Source organism: Citrobacter sp. RHBSTW-00859, from assembly GCF_013729795.1.
Classification (GTDB): Bacteria; Pseudomonadota; Gammaproteobacteria; order Enterobacterales; family Enterobacteriaceae; genus Citrobacter; species Citrobacter braakii.
In genome coordinates, this window is the sequence record NZ_CP056284.1 from 3215461 (window position 1) to 3231085 (window position 15625).

Genomic DNA, 15625 nt, shown 5'->3' on the forward strand with positions numbered 1-15625 from the left:
TATATTACGGGGCGCTTAATGCGCCCTGTTTTTTATTTTGGTCAAATCAAAAAATAAATGTAAAAACAAGGTTAAATATTAGTAGTTGATATTAAGAAAATTAGCTTATTAATGTGGTTTTTTATCTCAATTACTCCATTTTAATTAACCGCCCCAGAGGAGACAGAAAGAAAAAATTCAACTCACTTTATAATTTTTAAAATTTATTTTTATTTGGATAATCAACAAGTTACACCGTAATCGCATAAAAACCATGCGCCTTACGGGCCTATAAGCCAGGCGAGATATGATCTATATCAAATTCTCATCTATAATGCTTTGTTAGTATCTCGTCGCCGACTTAATAAAGAGAGAGTTAGTGTGAAAGCTGACAACCCTTTTGATCTTATTCTTCCTGCTGCAATGGCCAAAGTTGCCGAAGAAGCAGGCGTCTATAAAGCAACGAAACATCCGCTTAAGACGTTCTATCTGGCAATTACTGCCGGTGTATTCATTTCAATTGCCTTTGTTTTCTATATCACCGCCACAACCGGTACCGGCACAATGCCTTTCGGCATGGCGAAGCTAGTAGGTGGTATCTGCTTTTCCCTGGGGCTGATTCTCTGCGTTGTCTGCGGTGCAGACCTCTTCACCTCAACCGTACTGATTGTCGTAGCGAAAGCCAGTGGTCGCATCACCTGGGGCCAATTGGCTAAAAACTGGCTTAACGTTTATGTCGGCAATCTGATTGGCGCCCTGATCTTCGTGTTACTCATGTGGCTTTCTGGCGAGTATATGACCGCTAACGGCGCGTGGGGTCTCAACGTCCTGCAAACAGCCGACCACAAAGTGCACCATACTTTTGTTGAGGCGGTAAGTCTTGGCATCCTGGCGAACCTGATGGTGTGTCTGGCAGTATGGATGAGCTATTCGGGTCGCAGCCTGATGGACAAAACGTTTATCATGGTATTACCGGTCGCAATGTTTGTTGCCAGCGGTTTTGAGCACAGTATCGCAAACATGTTTATGATCCCTATGGGTATTGTAATTCGCGATTTCGCCACCCCGGAATTCTGGACCGCTGTTGGGTCTTCTCCGGAGAATTTTTCTCACCTGACCGTGATGAATTTCATCACCGATAACCTGATTCCGGTTACGATCGGCAACATTATCGGCGGCGGTTTGTTGGTCGGGTTGACATACTGGGTCATTTATCTGCGTGGTAACGATCATCATTAATCTGATGATGCCCATTACACGCAGTAAATAAAAAATCCACTTAAGAAGGTAGGTGTTACATGTCCGAGCTTAATGAAAAGTTAGCCACAGCCTGGGAAGGTTTTACCAAAGGTGATTGGCAGAATGAAGTAAACGTCCGTGACTTCATTCAGAAAAACTACACTCCGTATGAGGGTGACGAGTCCTTCCTGGCTGGCGCAACTGATGCGACCACTGCACTGTGGGACAGCGTGATGGAAGGCGTTAAACAGGAAAACCGCACTCACGCGCCTGTTGACTTTGACACCTCCGTTGCTTCTACCATCACTTCTCACGACGCTGGCTACATCAACAAAGCGCTCGAGAAAATTGTTGGTCTGCAGACTGAAGCTCCGCTGAAACGTGCGATCATTCCGTTTGGCGGCATCAAAATGGTTGAAGGTTCCTGCAAAGCGTACAATCGCGAACTGGACCCGATGCTGAAAAAAATCTTCACCGAATACCGCAAAACCCACAACCAGGGCGTATTCGATGTTTACACCAAAGACATTCTGAACTGCCGTAAATCCGGTGTTCTGACTGGTCTGCCAGATGCCTATGGCCGTGGCCGTATCATCGGTGACTACCGTCGCGTTGCGCTGTACGGTATCGACTACCTGATGAAAGACAAATACGCTCAGTTCGTCTCTCTGCAGTCCGATCTGGAAAACGGCGTAAACCTGGAAGCCACTATCCGTCTGCGTGAAGAAATTGCTGAACAGCACCGCGCACTGGGTCAGATCAAAGAAATGGCTGCTAAATATGGCTGCGATATCTCTGGTCCGGCAACCAACGCTCAGGAAGCTATCCAGTGGACTTACTTCGGCTACCTGGCCGCGGTTAAATCTCAGAACGGCGCAGCAATGTCCTTCGGTCGCGTATCCACCTTCCTGGATGCCTACATCGAACGTGATATCAAAGCAGGCAAAATCACCGAGCAAGACGCTCAGGAAATGATTGACCACCTGGTCATGAAACTGCGTATGGTTCGTTTCCTGCGCACCCCTGAATATGATGAACTGTTCTCCGGTGACCCGATTTGGGCAACTGAATCTATCGGTGGTATGGGCGTTGATGGCCGTACTCTGGTTACCAAAAACAGCTTCCGCTTCCTGAATACCCTGTACACCATGGGTCCTTCTCCGGAGCCGAACATCACCGTTCTGTGGTCTGAAAAACTGCCTCTGAACTTCAAGAAATTCGCCGCTAAAGTGTCCATCGACACCTCTTCTCTGCAGTACGAGAACGATGACCTGATGCGTCCGGACTTCAACAACGACGACTACGCTATCGCTTGCTGCGTAAGCCCGATGGTTGTTGGTAAACAAATGCAGTTCTTCGGTGCGCGTGCAAACCTGGCGAAAACCATGCTGTACGCAATCAACGGCGGCGTTGATGAAAAACTGAAAATGCAGGTTGGTCCTAAATCTGAACCGATCAAAGGCGACGTTCTGAACTTCGACGAAGTTATGGAGCGCATGGATCACTTCATGGACTGGCTGGCTAAACAGTACGTCACTGCACTGAACGTTATCCACTACATGCACGACAAGTACAGCTACGAAGCCTCTCTGATGGCGCTGCACGACCGTGACGTTATCCGCACCATGGCGTGTGGTATCGCTGGTCTGTCCGTTGCTGCTGACTCCCTGTCTGCAATCAAATATGCGAAAGTTAAACCGATTCGTGACGAAGACGGTCTGGCTGTCGACTTCGAAATCGAAGGCGAATACCCGCAGTTTGGTAACAACGACTCTCGCGTTGATGACATGGCGGTTGACCTGGTAGAACGTTTCATGAAGAAAATTCAGAAACTGACTACTTATCGTAACGCTATCCCGACTCAGTCTGTTCTGACCATCACCTCTAACGTGGTTTATGGTAAGAAAACCGGTAACACCCCAGATGGTCGTCGTGCTGGCGCGCCGTTCGGACCGGGTGCTAACCCAATGCACGGTCGTGACCAGAAAGGTGCTGTTGCCTCTCTGACCTCCGTTGCTAAACTGCCGTTTGCTTACGCTAAAGATGGTATCTCTTACACCTTCTCTATCGTTCCGAACGCACTGGGTAAAGACGACGAAGTTCGTAAGACCAACCTGGCTGGTCTGATGGATGGTTACTTCCACCACGAAGCGTCCATCGAAGGTGGTCAGCACCTGAACGTGAACGTCATGAACCGTGAAATGCTGCTGGATGCGATGGAACATCCGGAAAAATATCCGCAGCTGACCATCCGTGTTTCTGGCTACGCAGTACGTTTTAACTCCCTGACTAAAGAACAGCAGCAGGACGTTATTACTCGTACCTTCACTCAGACCATGTAATTGGTTTTGACTGAAATCGTACTTTAAAAAGCGTACAATAAAGGCTCCACGTAAGTGGGGCCTTTTTAATAGCCTGCTTTGTCAGCTATCTATACTTATGGATAGCAGCCAAAACAGACTCGACACAGTTAATAACTGTGCACTAACACTGGCCCCGGATGGGCCACACCTGGAGAAACACCGCAATGTCAGTTATTGGTCGCATTCACTCCTTTGAATCCTGTGGCACTGTTGATGGCCCGGGCATCCGTTTTATTACCTTCTTCCAGGGCTGCCTGATGCGCTGCCTGTATTGTCATAACCGTGACACATGGGATACGCACGGCGGCAAAGAAGTCACCGTCGACGAGTTAATGAAAGAGGTCGTGACCTACCGCCACTTTATGAACGCCTCCGGTGGCGGTGTGACAGCGTCCGGTGGCGAAGCTATCCTGCAAGCTGAATTTGTACGCGACTGGTTTCGTGCCTGTAAAAAAGAAGGTATTCATACCTGTCTGGATACCAACGGTTTTGTTCGCCGCTACGATCCGGTGATCGATGAATTGCTGGAAGTCACTGACCTGGTGATGCTCGATCTCAAACAGATGAATGATGAAATCCATCAGAATCTGGTGGGCGTATCTAACCATCGCACGCTTGAGTTTGCACGTTACCTGTCCAATAAAGACATCAAGGTGTGGATCCGCTACGTCGTTGTGCCTGGCTGGTCTGACGATGACGACTCCGCGCACCGCCTGGGCGAGTTTACCCGCGATATGGGCAACGTAGAGAAAATCGAACTGCTGCCATACCATGAGCTGGGCAAACACAAATGGGTGGCAATGGGTGAAGAGTACAAACTTGACGGTGTTAAGCCACCGAAGAAAGAGACCATGGAGCGCGTGAAAGGCATTCTTGAGCAGTATGGTCATAAAGTGATGTACTAATGACGACCACGGCGTCGCAGCGCTCTGCTTGAGTAGCGCGACGCCAACGTTCGATGCCTACGACATAAAATATTCTGAAAGTTTATTGGTCACGCTTTCAATAGAGAAAATACGTTTCTGGTGTGCTTTACGACACTGCACGTAACGCTCATCCTGCTCTTCCAGAGCACTGAGTATGCGATCTGCCACCATCATCGCACCAGCAATTTCAGCAAAACCAGACTCACCCTCCCCCTGTAACGCAACCGCCGCCTGCAAATTCCAGTCAGAAAGCCGATTTAATGGAGCAAACGATCCGCGAGTTAACGAGAGAATTTTTATGCCTTGTTCCTTCGCTAGCGTCAGCGACTGCATCATATCGGTAGAGACTTGTTCTGTATGAATAACGATAATCCCTGTTTTTTGGCTGTCCGCCAACGGAGAGATAGCCGCCGGATAAAATCGGTCGATATAACTGGCTATTTTCCCCATCTGCACCAGATTGATTTGCAGGAATAACGCCACCGGCACCGCAGTACCTACCGAATAAATTGCAATATTACTGAGCTGATTTAACCAGGTCGCAACCGCCTGCAACTCTTTGCTGTCGATGATGGCATTACTGTCACAAACGCTCGCCAGTACCGCCGCCGTCTCCTCACTTCCTCCATCATTCGGCCGTGCAGCTCCTTGCTCCAGTGCAAGAGCCGTTCTGAAATCAGAAAACCCCTTAAAACCAAAGGCGCGGCAAAAACGAGTGATGCTCCCCTCACTGGTATCAATAGAATCGGCCAGCTCGGTTATCGTATGCCGCATCACAAAATCAGGATTTTCAGTGATAAAACGCCCTACCTTTTCCAGGATCGGACTAAGCTCTGAAGCCCCATTTCTTATGTTAATCAATAAATTAGTATCTATCTGACTCATTTTTCGCCTTTTTGCACAAAATGCAAATGCTGTCACATACTTTGCCCGGCTTTGCGATAATAATTTTTATCGCACCAATGATAATTAAAAATAATTATTTTTACAAACAGGAGAACGTCTAATGAAAGGTCTAATCGTCTGTCGTACCGGTATGGGCAGTTCGCTAATGCTGAAAATCAAAGCCCAAAAAGTCATCGATAAACATGGCTGGGATATCGATCTTGAACACGATGTCCTGTCAGGGCTACGAACCTGGCAAAACATCGACTTCGTGATCACCATGAGCGACCTGACCGATGAGGTAGAAGCCGCCGGGTTCAGAGCAATCGGTATCACCGATCTGATGAACAGCGAAGAAATGGAATCTGCGCTCACCAGCGTTGTTCAAAACAACTAACCTCTCCGGGGGAAATATGGATCTCCTAAAGTTCATTGTATTCGACATTTTGGGTGTAACCCCACTTTTAGTTGGCTTTATTGCGCTAATTGGTTTGCTTATCCAGCGTAAACCCATCGAAAAAGTGCTTTCAGGTACCTTTAAAACCATCGTCGGATTTCTGGTATTTGCCGGCGGAGCAGGGATTGCGGTGACATCCTTAGGTAATTTTCAGACCTTATTCAGCGATGGATTCGGTCTGAAAGGTGTGATGCCGTTAGCCGAAGCGTTAACTGGGCTGGCACAAACCAAGTTTGCCATGTGCGTTTCACTCATCATGGTCGTTGGTTTCGGCTGGAACTTGTTTTTTGCCCGCGTAACGCCGTTCAAATACATCTTCCTGACGGGCCAACATAATCTGTATCTGTCTGCCCTCTTAACCGTTACGCTTAAGGCGCTTGGCTACAGCGATGTGACAACAATTATCGTCGGCTCCATACTGCTGGGGCTTGCGGCCTGTGTCTATCCAGCTATCGCTCAGCCGTGGATGCGTAAGATTACCGGTAATGATGAAATCGCGATGGGTCATTACGTTACTCTGGCCTACGCGCTATCGGGATGGATCGGTTCGAAAGTGGGTGATCCTAAGCAGTCAACAGAAAAGCTAAATCTTCCCGGATGGTTGGGGATTTTTAAAGACTACATCGTCTCCGTGTCCATCTCTGTCAGTATTTTCTATTACATCGCGGCGCTTGCCGCAGGCAAAGAAGCGGTAACGGCCGCCGCCGGTGGAATGCATTGGCTGGTTTATCCGCTATTCCAGTCACTCACGTTTACCGCATCGCTTTATATCATCATCACCGGCGTTCGCTTGCTGTTGTCAGAAATAGTCCCGGCATTTCTGGGCATCTCTGAAAAATTTATCCCGAACGCCAAACCCGCACTGGATTGCCCAGTCGTCTTTCCGTATGCCCCAACCGCCACCGTTTTAGGTTTCATCTCTTCCTTTGTGGGTGGATTGGTGGTTATGGGGGTACTCGCATTAATTGGGCAAACGGTCATTATCCCCGTCGCCATCCCCTACTTCTTCATTGGTGCTACCGCCGCCGTCTTCGGTAATGCGTCAGGAGGCTGGAAAGGGGCCATCGCCGGTAGCTTTGTCACTGGCATATTAATTGGTATTGGCCCGGCACTCATCTATCCCATCATGGAATCGGTGGGTTTGTCCGGTACTAGCTTCCCGGAGACAGATTTTGTCGCCCTCGGCTTAGTGGTTTATTACATCGGCAAAATGTTGCCCTGATAAGGAATGAACATGAATATTGACGAATTAAAATCCCATGCGCTGGCTGCTCGCCGGGATATTGTCACCATGATTTATGAATCAGGCATTGGCCATCCTGGCGGTGCATTGTCCATCATCGACATTCTGACCTGGATTTACGATCAAGAGGTGGACTTCTCCTGCACCCCTCGCGCTCGCGTGGTCATGAGCAAAGGTCATGCGGTTGCTGCTCAGTACGCCATGCTGCATCAAAAAGGCAAAATTGAGCGCAGCGAATTTAATACTTTTCGACAAATTAACTCACGTTTACAGGGGCACCCTAGCATCAAATCTCTGCCCGAAGTCGATGCAACAACCGGCCTGCAGGGCCAGGGATTATCCATTGCCTTTGGTATGGCGGCGGCCAAAAAACAGCGGGGGGAATCACAGCGCGTTTTCGCCATCATTGGCGATGGCGAAATGCACGAAGGGCAAATCTGGGAGACGCTACAACAGGCAGGCCATATGAAGATGGATAACCTGGTGGCGATTATCGACTACAACGGTTTTTCCTCCCACGACCCCGTGAATCAGGTGGTGAATCTGGAACCTCTGGCCGACAAAGTGCGTCTTTTCGGCTGGCACGTACTCGAACTCCATAACGGTAACGATATGCATCAGGTTGCCGACACGCTGATGCTCTCACGCCATCTGAAAGGAAAACCTGTCGCCATTATTGCGCATACCACTAAAGGCAGTGGCGTTAGCTATATGGAAAATAACGGTGACTGGCATTCAAAAACCCCAACCACCGAACAATATCAGCAGGCTATGGAGGAGTTGCAGTGATGAAAGCCCCACGTGATGAAATTGGTAACGCACTCATTGCCCTGAAAAAAAAGGGCTATCCCATTGTCGCCATTGATAGTGATTTAGCCAGCTCCACCCGCACTGACCAGTTCCAGGCCGTCTATCCAGACGCTTTCTTTGAAATGGGTATTGCGGAAGGATCGGCAATGAGCTTTGCCACTGGCCAGGCGTTGGAAGGAAATATTCCGTTCTACGTTAACTTTGCGATGTTTGTGACAGGCACCGCCTGGACTCAACTGCGCCAGGCGTGCTACGCCAAAGCTAACATTAAATTAGTTGGTAGCCACCCAGGAATGGATGATGGACCTGACGGCGCATCGCATCATGCGCTGGAAGATCTGGCCCTGACGCGCGTACTGCCGGGGCTCACAATTCTAACGCCTGCCGACGCTGAAGAAGTTGAGTCCGCATTTGAACAGGCAGTAAACATTCCCGGTCCGGTCTATATTCGCGTAGCCCGAGAACCTATGCCCGTGCGCGATAAATCTGCCGTTCCGCGAGTGACCGATATCGCCGCCGTGGAGGACTCAGGCAATGACTTCGCCATTCTCTATGAAGGGACCGTTCTGGAGCAGGCAAGCGCAGGTTATGTGCAGCTGTACGCCCAGGGAAAACGTGGCAAGCTGATTCACGTCGCCATGCTAAAACCGTTTAACCGCCAGCGCTTTCTGCAACTGATTGCCAACTGCCCGCAGATCGCAACGATTGAAAATCACACGATCACCGGTGGGCTTGGCGGACAGGTTGCTGAAGTATTGGCGGAGGAAGGATTAACCACGAGATTAATCCGACTGGGGACACAAGATACGTTTACGGAATCAGGCAATAGCCGCCAGTTGAAAGAGAAATACGGTATTTCGGCGACCGCACTCTTTGAAGCCCTGAGATAGTTCGGGTTGGCAGACCGCAATGCGGTCTGCTGCTCTGAAATAAGGAGAACACAATGACATCTGCGCTATTTTCTGCCTGTCAGTTTCGTGAACAATGCCACTCCTGGCAGGAGGCCGTGACGCTGGCTTGCCAGCCTTTGGAAGAACTGGGCGCGATTACGTCCGCCTACGCTCAGGCAATCATCCGTGAAACAGAACAACTGGGTCCGTGGTACATCTTAAGCCCTGAGTTTGCCCTGCCGCACGCTCGTCCGGAAGAAGGAGTGATAAGCAGTGAGACACATTTGTCGCTCTTGTGTCTGAAAGAGGCGGTGCCTTTTCCAGGGCATCCAGATGTGCGGTTAATTATTGTCCTGGCGGCTGCCAGCAGCACCCGACATATTGAAATGATTCAAAAACTGGTTTGCTGGCTGGATGAAGGGGAGCATTTACAACAGCTGACGAGTATGACCAGTCAGGCGCAACTTCACTGCACGCTGAAAGCATGCGAATACCTCGCAACTTCCGGCATACCCGCAATGGGAAAATGAGTCACGGTATGCAAACATTTTGCCTTGCATACCGTCTGGCGCGCTTTATACGTGAGCCACCGGAGTCGGTGTATGTCTGGCGCTACGCAACAACATCAGCAGATAAATAAACGATACGCTGGCAATCATAATGAATAACAGATTATCGGAATAATTCTGCATCAGCATTGCGGTGAATGAAGGACCAAGCAGGCTGCCAACGGTATAGCTTAATAACAATGCCTGATTCATGGCGACCAGCTGATGATGTTCAACCTTTTCACAGGCCCAGGCCATCGCCACCGGATAGAGGGTAAAACCTGCCACACCCAACATAAACAACGCAGGCGCCATCGCCGCCTGATTCAGCATGGCGATACTTCCGACGATAACCACGAAGACCTGGACGCGTAAAACCAGCAGGCGCCCCAGCTTGTCTGCCAGGCGGCCAATCGGCCATTGCCCCAGAATACCAGCGCTAACCAGAACCGCCATCCAGAAACCAATGCTGGCGTTGCTCACCCCTTGATGGTTGAGATACAGCGGCATCAGGCCATACAAAGACCCCAGCACAATCCCGGAAATAATACAGCCGTTAACGCCCAGACGCGCCTGACGCAGCCTCAGCATGGAGGTAATAGGAGTAGACTGCTGTTCATCACCCTGCTGATTGGCAATGCGCGTAAAGAGCAATGGCAAAACGCCAGCCAGGATCGTACCCGTCACCCACGGCAGGACGTTCATCAATTCTGTTGATACTTTACTAACTAGTAGCTGGCCTAAAAAAGTCCCCACGTAATAGATCATCATATAGGCGGCAAGCAAGCGTCCGCGATTACGCGAAGTCCCGCTGCACATCAGCGCACTTTCCACTACCACCCAAATCATGGCGCAGCCAACACCGGCGATAAAACGCCAGGTCATCCAGCTCCAGAATCCCACCATAACCCCCAGGCCGATACAGCCCGCGGCAAAAATAAGCGAGGCAATGTAATAGCTGCGATTAAAACCAAGGTGTTTTATTAAATACCCAGTCAGCAACGTCCCTACCAGATTGCCGGTAAAGTAGGAAGAACTCACCACACCTACCTGCCAGGTGGGCAAATTTTCATGGGCGAGCCAAAGCGGGACGAGCGTGTTTAACACGGCGATCGCCAGGGTCAGCAGAAGCAGCCCGCACAGCAACAGCATGACGGGACGGGTATAGATGGACATGAATAAAAACCGTGAGGAAGTTCAAATTTCATGCGCATCATGCCACTGCCAAAAACATTGTCAATCGGCGCAATCAAAGGGCTGAGGCGCTTTCCGGACGATCGATTTGCATTACTGATTCTTAATGTGAATAGATAAAAAACACAAAAACACATCTGCTTGTTTTTATTGATCTAAAACAAAAATCTCGCGTTGCGTTCAGTCGAAAAATTTCATGGACTCCCCTTACTTTTATTTCTTACTAAACTCTATGCGGGATGCAGATCTGCATTGTCTTCAAAATAGAACAGTGAGTTCTTATTTAGGTATCTAATCCATATATCGTTCTTTCTGTAGACTTAAACTCATCAAATTTCCCCCACTGATGCTGAACAGGAGAAATATCATGACTAAACCTTACGTAAGACTTGATAAAGATAATGCGGCAGTACTGCTGGTCGACCATCAGGCAGGCCTGCTCTCTCTGGTTCGGGATATCGATCCCGATAAATTTAAAAACAACGTGCTTGCCCTCGGCGACTTAGCAAAATACTTCAAACTCCCAACCATTCTGACAACCAGTTTCGAGACAGGACCAAACGGGCCACTGGTACCGGAACTGAAAGCTCAATTTCCCGATGCGCCTTATATTGCTCGCCCCGGAAACATTAACGCGTGGGATAACGAAGATTTCGTGAAAGCAGTGAAAGCGACCGGTAAAAAACAGCTGATTATTGCCGGTGTCGTGACGGAAGTTTGCGTTGCTTTCCCTGCGCTCTCGGCTATTGAAGAAGGTTTTGATGTCTTTGTCGTAACCGATGCGTCGGGTACGTTTAATGAAATTACTCGCCATTCAGCATGGGATCGGATGTCCCAGGCCGGTGCTCAACTGATGACGTGGTTTGGTGTCGCATGTGAGTTGCATCGCGACTGGCGCAACGATATCGAAGGTCTGGCGACGCTGTTCTCTAATCACATTCCTGATTATCGCAATCTGATGACCAGCTACGACACGTTAACTAAACAGAAGTAAAAAACCGGGGCTATGCCCCGGTTTGTCATTTAGCTGGCAACCGCCATACCGACGGTCATATGCAGCCCGTAGAACACGCCACGACCAATCAACTCGCCGACTAACAGCAGAATAAACGCGACGGAAAGCAGCGGAACTGCAGGCTGGTAGCCTTTCACTTGCGGTACAATCCAGCAGCACAGCGCTAATGCCAGAGCGACAATCCGCCACGCCATCAGCGAGCCGTAATCCGGAACCAGCGCAGACGCCTGTTGAATGGAACTGTGGATCGTCGCCAGTTCAGCCCCCTGCATTACAGACATGATGGCGCTCACGACCAGAGCAAGCACTGAAATAGCCGGCAACAGGCGCATCGCCCAACCGTCCACGCCAGCAATTCTCAGCAACAGATATCCCAGCAGCGGACCGCCCATAAACATCGTCAGGAAGAAGCCCAGCGGCGTCCAGATGCTGTACCAGGTCGGTACGGTATCGATGGTGTTATACACGCGCACCATCATCCAGACAAAAACCACGCCCAATACCATGGTGACAACTAACCACAGATTGCGTAATACGGGCGACATTTTTTTCAACGTTGCCAGCAGCCAGCCGATGCCGCCAACGGCAAAGAAGATTGAGCCGCTGGCAATTTCATTACTCAACGCAGAAGACCCTACACGATTGAGTGAGTTAAAGGCGCGCATCGGTGAGCCCAGGTGGAGCATAGAAGCAATAAAGCCAATGCCCATTAATACCCACAGCCCGAACATGCAGGCAATCACGCGCTGCTGCGATTCAGGGCGTAAGTCCCCTTTCATCAACGCCAGCGCCAGAACGATAAAGCCACCAACTACACACTGTCCGAAGACAGTGAAGATCATCAGCGGCCATTCATGCCATCCACTTCCCATCTTACACCTCCTTCGGATTGGCCAGATAACCTGTAGTATCCCCGGTCGGGCGGCTATTGGCGTTAGGTTTGATGACAATACTTGGTTTGGTAAAGTGCGCGCCCGGCAGTGGCGCTACCACAGCCAAAGTACCGTGTTTTTTGCGCAACTCTTCAATCGGACCAAAATCCAGCGCACGCAGTGGGCAGGACTCCACGCAGATAGGTTTCTTGCCTTCAGCGACGCGCTCATGGCAGCCATCACATTTAGTCATATGCCCTTTTTCAGCATTGTACTGTGGCGCGCCGTAAGGACATGCCATGTGGCAATACCGGCAGCCAATGCACACATCTTCGTCGACAACGACAAAACCATCTTCACGTTTGTGCATCGCACCGCTCGGACAAACCTTGGTACAGGCCGGATCTTCACAGTGGTTACACGCAATGGAGAGGTAATAAGCAAAGACGTTCTGATGCCAGACGCCGTTGTCCTCCTGCCAGTCGCCGCCTGCGTATTCATAAATGCGGCGGAAGCTGACTTCCGGGGTTAAATTTTTGAAATCTTTGCAGGCCAGTTCGCAGGTTTTGCAACCGGTGCAACGGCTGGAATCAATAAAAAATCCATACTGGGTTGTCATCGGTTACTCCTTACGCCTTTTCAACCTGAACAAGGTTCGTGTGTGACGGATTCCCCTTTGCGAGAGGAGACGGACGCTGGGTCGTCAGGACGTTAATGCAACCGCCCTGATCCACGCGTTTTGCATCCGGGTCATACCAGGCCCCTTCGCCCAATGCCACCACGCCGGGCATCATACGTGGCGTCACTTTCGCCTCGATATGCACTTCACCACGATCGTTAAAGATACGTACCTTGTCGCCGTTGTTTATACCGCGTCGCTGCGCATCCATCGGGTTGATCCACATTTCCTGGCGGCAGGATGCTTTCAGGACATCGACGTTGCCATAGGTCGAGTGAACGCGAGACTTATAGTGGAAGCCGGTCAGCTGCAAAGGGAATTTCTCCACCAGCGGATCGTTTAAGCTTTCAAAGCCTGGGGTATAAATCGGTAGCGGATCGATTACATCACCTTCCGGCAGTTCCCAGGTTGCCGCGATCTCGGCAAGCTGCTGCGAATAAATTTCGATCTTACCTGACGGCGTGGTCAGCGGATTGGCTTTAGGATCCTCACGGAATGCCTTGTACGCCACATGATGTCCTTGCGGATCGCGCTGTTTAAAGATCCCTTGCTGACGGAATTCTTCAAACGTAGGCAGTTCAGGAATCGCTTTGCGCGACTGCTCATACAGATGGCGCATCCACTCTTCCTGAGTACGACCTTCTGTAAACTGCTGCTCGACGCCAAGGCGCTTCGCCAGTTCGCTGGTCATCTGGTAGATAGTCTTGCATTCGAAGCGTGGTTTGATCGCCTGATCGGTGAAAATCACATAGGACATGTTCCCGCATGAGGCATCCAGCGCAAAATCCATCTGTTCGGAGGCGGTGCAGTCCGGCAGCAAAATGTCCGCGTATTTCGCCGAGGAAGTCATATGACAGTCGATGACGACAATCATCTCGCACTTCTTCTCGTCCTGGAGGATTTCATGCGTGCGGTTAATATCAGAGTGTTGGTTAATCAGACAGTTACCGGCATAGTTCCAGATCATCTTAATAGGAACATCGAGCTTGTCTTTGCCGCGTACGCCGTCACGCAGGGCCGTCATCTCCGGGCCTCGCTCAATCGCGTCCGTCCACATGAACATCGAGATGCTGGTTTCAACAGGGTTTTCCAGCGTTGGCATACGCTCAAACGGCAAACTGTATGAGCCCTCACGCGCCCCGCTGTTGCCGCCGTTGATCCCAACGTTACCGGTCAGGATAGCGAGCATAGAAATGGCGCGGGTCGCTATTTCACCGTTAGCATGACGCTGCGGCCCCCACCCCTGGCTGATGTATGCCGGTTTAGCGCTACCTATTTCACGCGCCAGTTTGACGATACGTTCAGCGGGAATACCGGTAATCTGCGCCGCCCACTCCGGGGTCTTGGCAATGCCATCCTTACCCTGCCCAAGAATATACGCCTTATAGTGACCGTTCTTCGGTGCGTCGGCCGGTAAGGTTTTCTCGTCGTAACCCACGCAGTATTTGTCGAGGAACGGTTGGTCAACCATGTTTTCGGTGATCAGGACATACGCCAGACCATTGACCAGCGCCGCATCAGTACCAGGACGGATCGGGATCCATTCATCTTCACGCCCCGCACCGGTATCCGTATAACGGGGATCGATAATGATCATGCGGGCATTGGATTTCTGTCGCGCCTGTTCAAGGTAATAGGTTACCCCACCCCCGCTCATACGGGTTTCACCAGGGTTATTACCGAACAGAACCACCAGCTTGCTGTTTTCAATATCGGACGGGCTGTTACCGTCAGCCCAGCCGCCGTAGGTATAGTTCAACCCGGCAGCGATTTGCGCTGAAGAGTAGTCACCGTAGTGATTAAGATAGCCGCCGCAGCAGTTCATCAACCGTGCTACCAGCGTTTTACCCGGCGGCCACGAGCGCGTCATAGTGCCACCCAGCGTACCGGTACCGTAGTTCAGGTAGATAGACTCATTGCCGTAGTCTTTGATAAGACGCTGCATATTGCTGGCAATGATGTCGTAGGCTTCATCCCAACTGATGCGCTCAAATTTTCCTTCGCCACGCTTACCAACGCGTTTCATCGGGTATTTCAGACGATCGGGATTATAGACTCGGCGACGCATGGATCGACCACGCAGACAGGCGCGTACCTGGTGCAGACCGTCATAGTTGTCATCGCCGGTGTTGTCGGTTTCGACATACTTTATTTCACCGTCGACCACATGCATACGCAGCGGGCAGCGGCTGCCGCAGTTTACCGTACACGCGCTCCAGATCACTTTCTCATTAATCGGCGTCGGATTAAGGGCTTCTGCAGCATTTGCAATACGGGTAAATGGCAGGGTAAACGCGCTACTGGCCACCGCCAGTCCGCCTATCGCCGTCGTTTTCACCAAACCGCGGCGAGTAACCTCAGCTGCCAGCACGGCATCGGGGATCTTAGTTTTCATAGTGGCTCACTCTGCTGCTCACAATAAACAAAATACAAACATTCGATGTATAGTTTTTTATATAACGTTAATATCGATATACGGGCTGGTAGAAACTGAATTTGCTAAAAGACAGAGAAAAATACTGACT

General features: G+C 50.3%; 14 protein-coding genes. 9 read left to right on the plus strand and 5 right to left on the minus strand.

Translation table 11 applies throughout. The features are described 5' to 3' along the window. Nucleotides 1-360 precede the first annotated feature (360 nt). From focA to pflA, 3 genes are all read left to right on the plus strand, one after another. Nucleotides 361-1218 carry a formate transporter FocA gene (gene focA, locus HV302_RS16140; protein ID WP_181626279.1) on the plus strand — a complete coding sequence of 286 codons (858 nt, stop codon included), beginning with the start codon at nucleotides 361-363 and terminating at the stop codon, nucleotides 1216-1218. A gap of 59 nt (nucleotides 1219-1277) precedes the next feature. Continuing rightward, nucleotides 1278-3560, plus strand: a complete 2283-nt coding sequence (pflB, locus tag HV302_RS16145; protein ID WP_016152441.1) for a formate C-acetyltransferase — start codon at nucleotides 1278-1280, stop codon at nucleotides 3558-3560. Nucleotides 3561-3745: 185 nt separating this feature from the next. After that, the gene (pflA, locus tag HV302_RS16150) at nucleotides 3746-4486 is read left to right on the plus strand and encodes a pyruvate formate lyase 1-activating protein (RefSeq protein ID WP_003035751.1); all 741 of its coding nucleotides are present in this window, start codon (nucleotides 3746-3748) and stop codon (nucleotides 4484-4486) included. Nucleotides 4487-4543: 57 nt separating this feature from the next. Here the strand turns inward: pflA and HV302_RS16155 are convergent, their stop codons facing one another. After that, complete coding sequence (locus tag HV302_RS16155; RefSeq protein ID WP_181548111.1) at nucleotides 4544-5392, minus strand: MurR/RpiR family transcriptional regulator; 849 nt, start codon at nucleotides 5390-5392, stop codon at nucleotides 4544-4546. A gap of 121 nt (nucleotides 5393-5513) precedes the next feature. Between HV302_RS16155 and HV302_RS16160 the strand changes: the two genes are divergently transcribed. Genes HV302_RS16160 through HV302_RS16180 form a run of 5 tightly spaced genes read left to right on the plus strand, consistent with a single transcriptional unit; the run spans nucleotide 5514 to nucleotide 9322 of the window. Next, on the plus strand, nucleotides 5514-5789 hold the full coding sequence (locus tag HV302_RS16160) for a PTS sugar transporter subunit IIB (protein WP_016152439.1): 276 nt from the start codon (nucleotides 5514-5516) through the stop codon (nucleotides 5787-5789). A 16-nt stretch (nucleotides 5790-5805) separates the two neighbouring features. Then, on the plus strand, nucleotides 5806-7071 hold the full coding sequence (locus tag HV302_RS16165; RefSeq protein ID WP_104651581.1) for a PTS ascorbate transporter subunit IIC: 1266 nt from the start codon (nucleotides 5806-5808) through the stop codon (nucleotides 7069-7071). A gap of 12 nt (nucleotides 7072-7083) precedes the next feature. Beyond that, the gene (locus HV302_RS16170) at nucleotides 7084-7881 is read left to right on the plus strand and encodes a transketolase (RefSeq protein ID WP_181626280.1); all 798 of its coding nucleotides are present in this window, start codon (nucleotides 7084-7086) and stop codon (nucleotides 7879-7881) included. Continuing rightward, entirely contained in the window at nucleotides 7881-8792 is a 912-nt protein-coding gene (locus tag HV302_RS16175; protein WP_181598388.1) for a transketolase family protein, read from the plus strand. The genes HV302_RS16170 and HV302_RS16175 overlap by 1 nt, the downstream gene beginning before the upstream one ends. Nucleotides 8793-8845: 53 nt before the next feature. Continuing rightward, nucleotides 8846-9322 carry a PTS sugar transporter subunit IIA gene (locus HV302_RS16180; protein ID WP_016152435.1) on the plus strand — a complete coding sequence of 159 codons (477 nt, stop codon included), beginning with the start codon at nucleotides 8846-8848 and terminating at the stop codon, nucleotides 9320-9322. Between the two features lie 45 nt (nucleotides 9323-9367). On the opposite strand, the gene HV302_RS16185 is transcribed toward HV302_RS16180, so the two are convergent. Continuing rightward, the gene (locus HV302_RS16185; RefSeq protein ID WP_137352027.1) at nucleotides 9368-10516 is read right to left on the minus strand and encodes an MFS transporter; all 1149 of its coding nucleotides are present in this window, start codon (nucleotides 10514-10516) and stop codon (nucleotides 9368-9370) included. Nucleotides 10517-10901: 385 nt separating this feature from the next. On the opposite strand from HV302_RS16185, the gene ycaC reads away from it, so the two are divergent. Then, nucleotides 10902-11528: an isochorismate family cysteine hydrolase YcaC gene (gene ycaC / locus HV302_RS16190; protein ID WP_016152433.1), complete on the plus strand. Its 627-nt coding sequence runs from the start codon at nucleotides 10902-10904 to the stop codon at nucleotides 11526-11528. Between the two features lie 29 nt (nucleotides 11529-11557). Here ycaC and HV302_RS16195 read toward each other — a convergent pair whose 3' ends face one another. Genes HV302_RS16195 through dmsA form a run of 3 tightly spaced genes read right to left on the minus strand, consistent with a single transcriptional unit; the run spans nucleotide 11558 to nucleotide 15495 of the window. After that, entirely contained in the window at nucleotides 11558-12421 is an 864-nt protein-coding gene (locus HV302_RS16195) for a dimethyl sulfoxide reductase anchor subunit family protein (RefSeq protein WP_016152432.1), read from the minus strand. 1 nt (nucleotide 12422) lies between these two features. Continuing rightward, nucleotides 12423-13040, minus strand: a complete 618-nt coding sequence (locus HV302_RS16200; protein ID WP_181626281.1) for a DMSO/selenate family reductase complex B subunit — start codon at nucleotides 13038-13040, stop codon at nucleotides 12423-12425. Between the two features lie 10 nt (nucleotides 13041-13050). After that, on the minus strand, nucleotides 13051-15495 hold the full coding sequence (gene dmsA, locus HV302_RS16205) for a dimethylsulfoxide reductase subunit A (RefSeq protein ID WP_019076391.1): 2445 nt from the start codon (nucleotides 15493-15495) through the stop codon (nucleotides 13051-13053). Nucleotides 15496-15625: the final 130 nt, after the last annotated feature.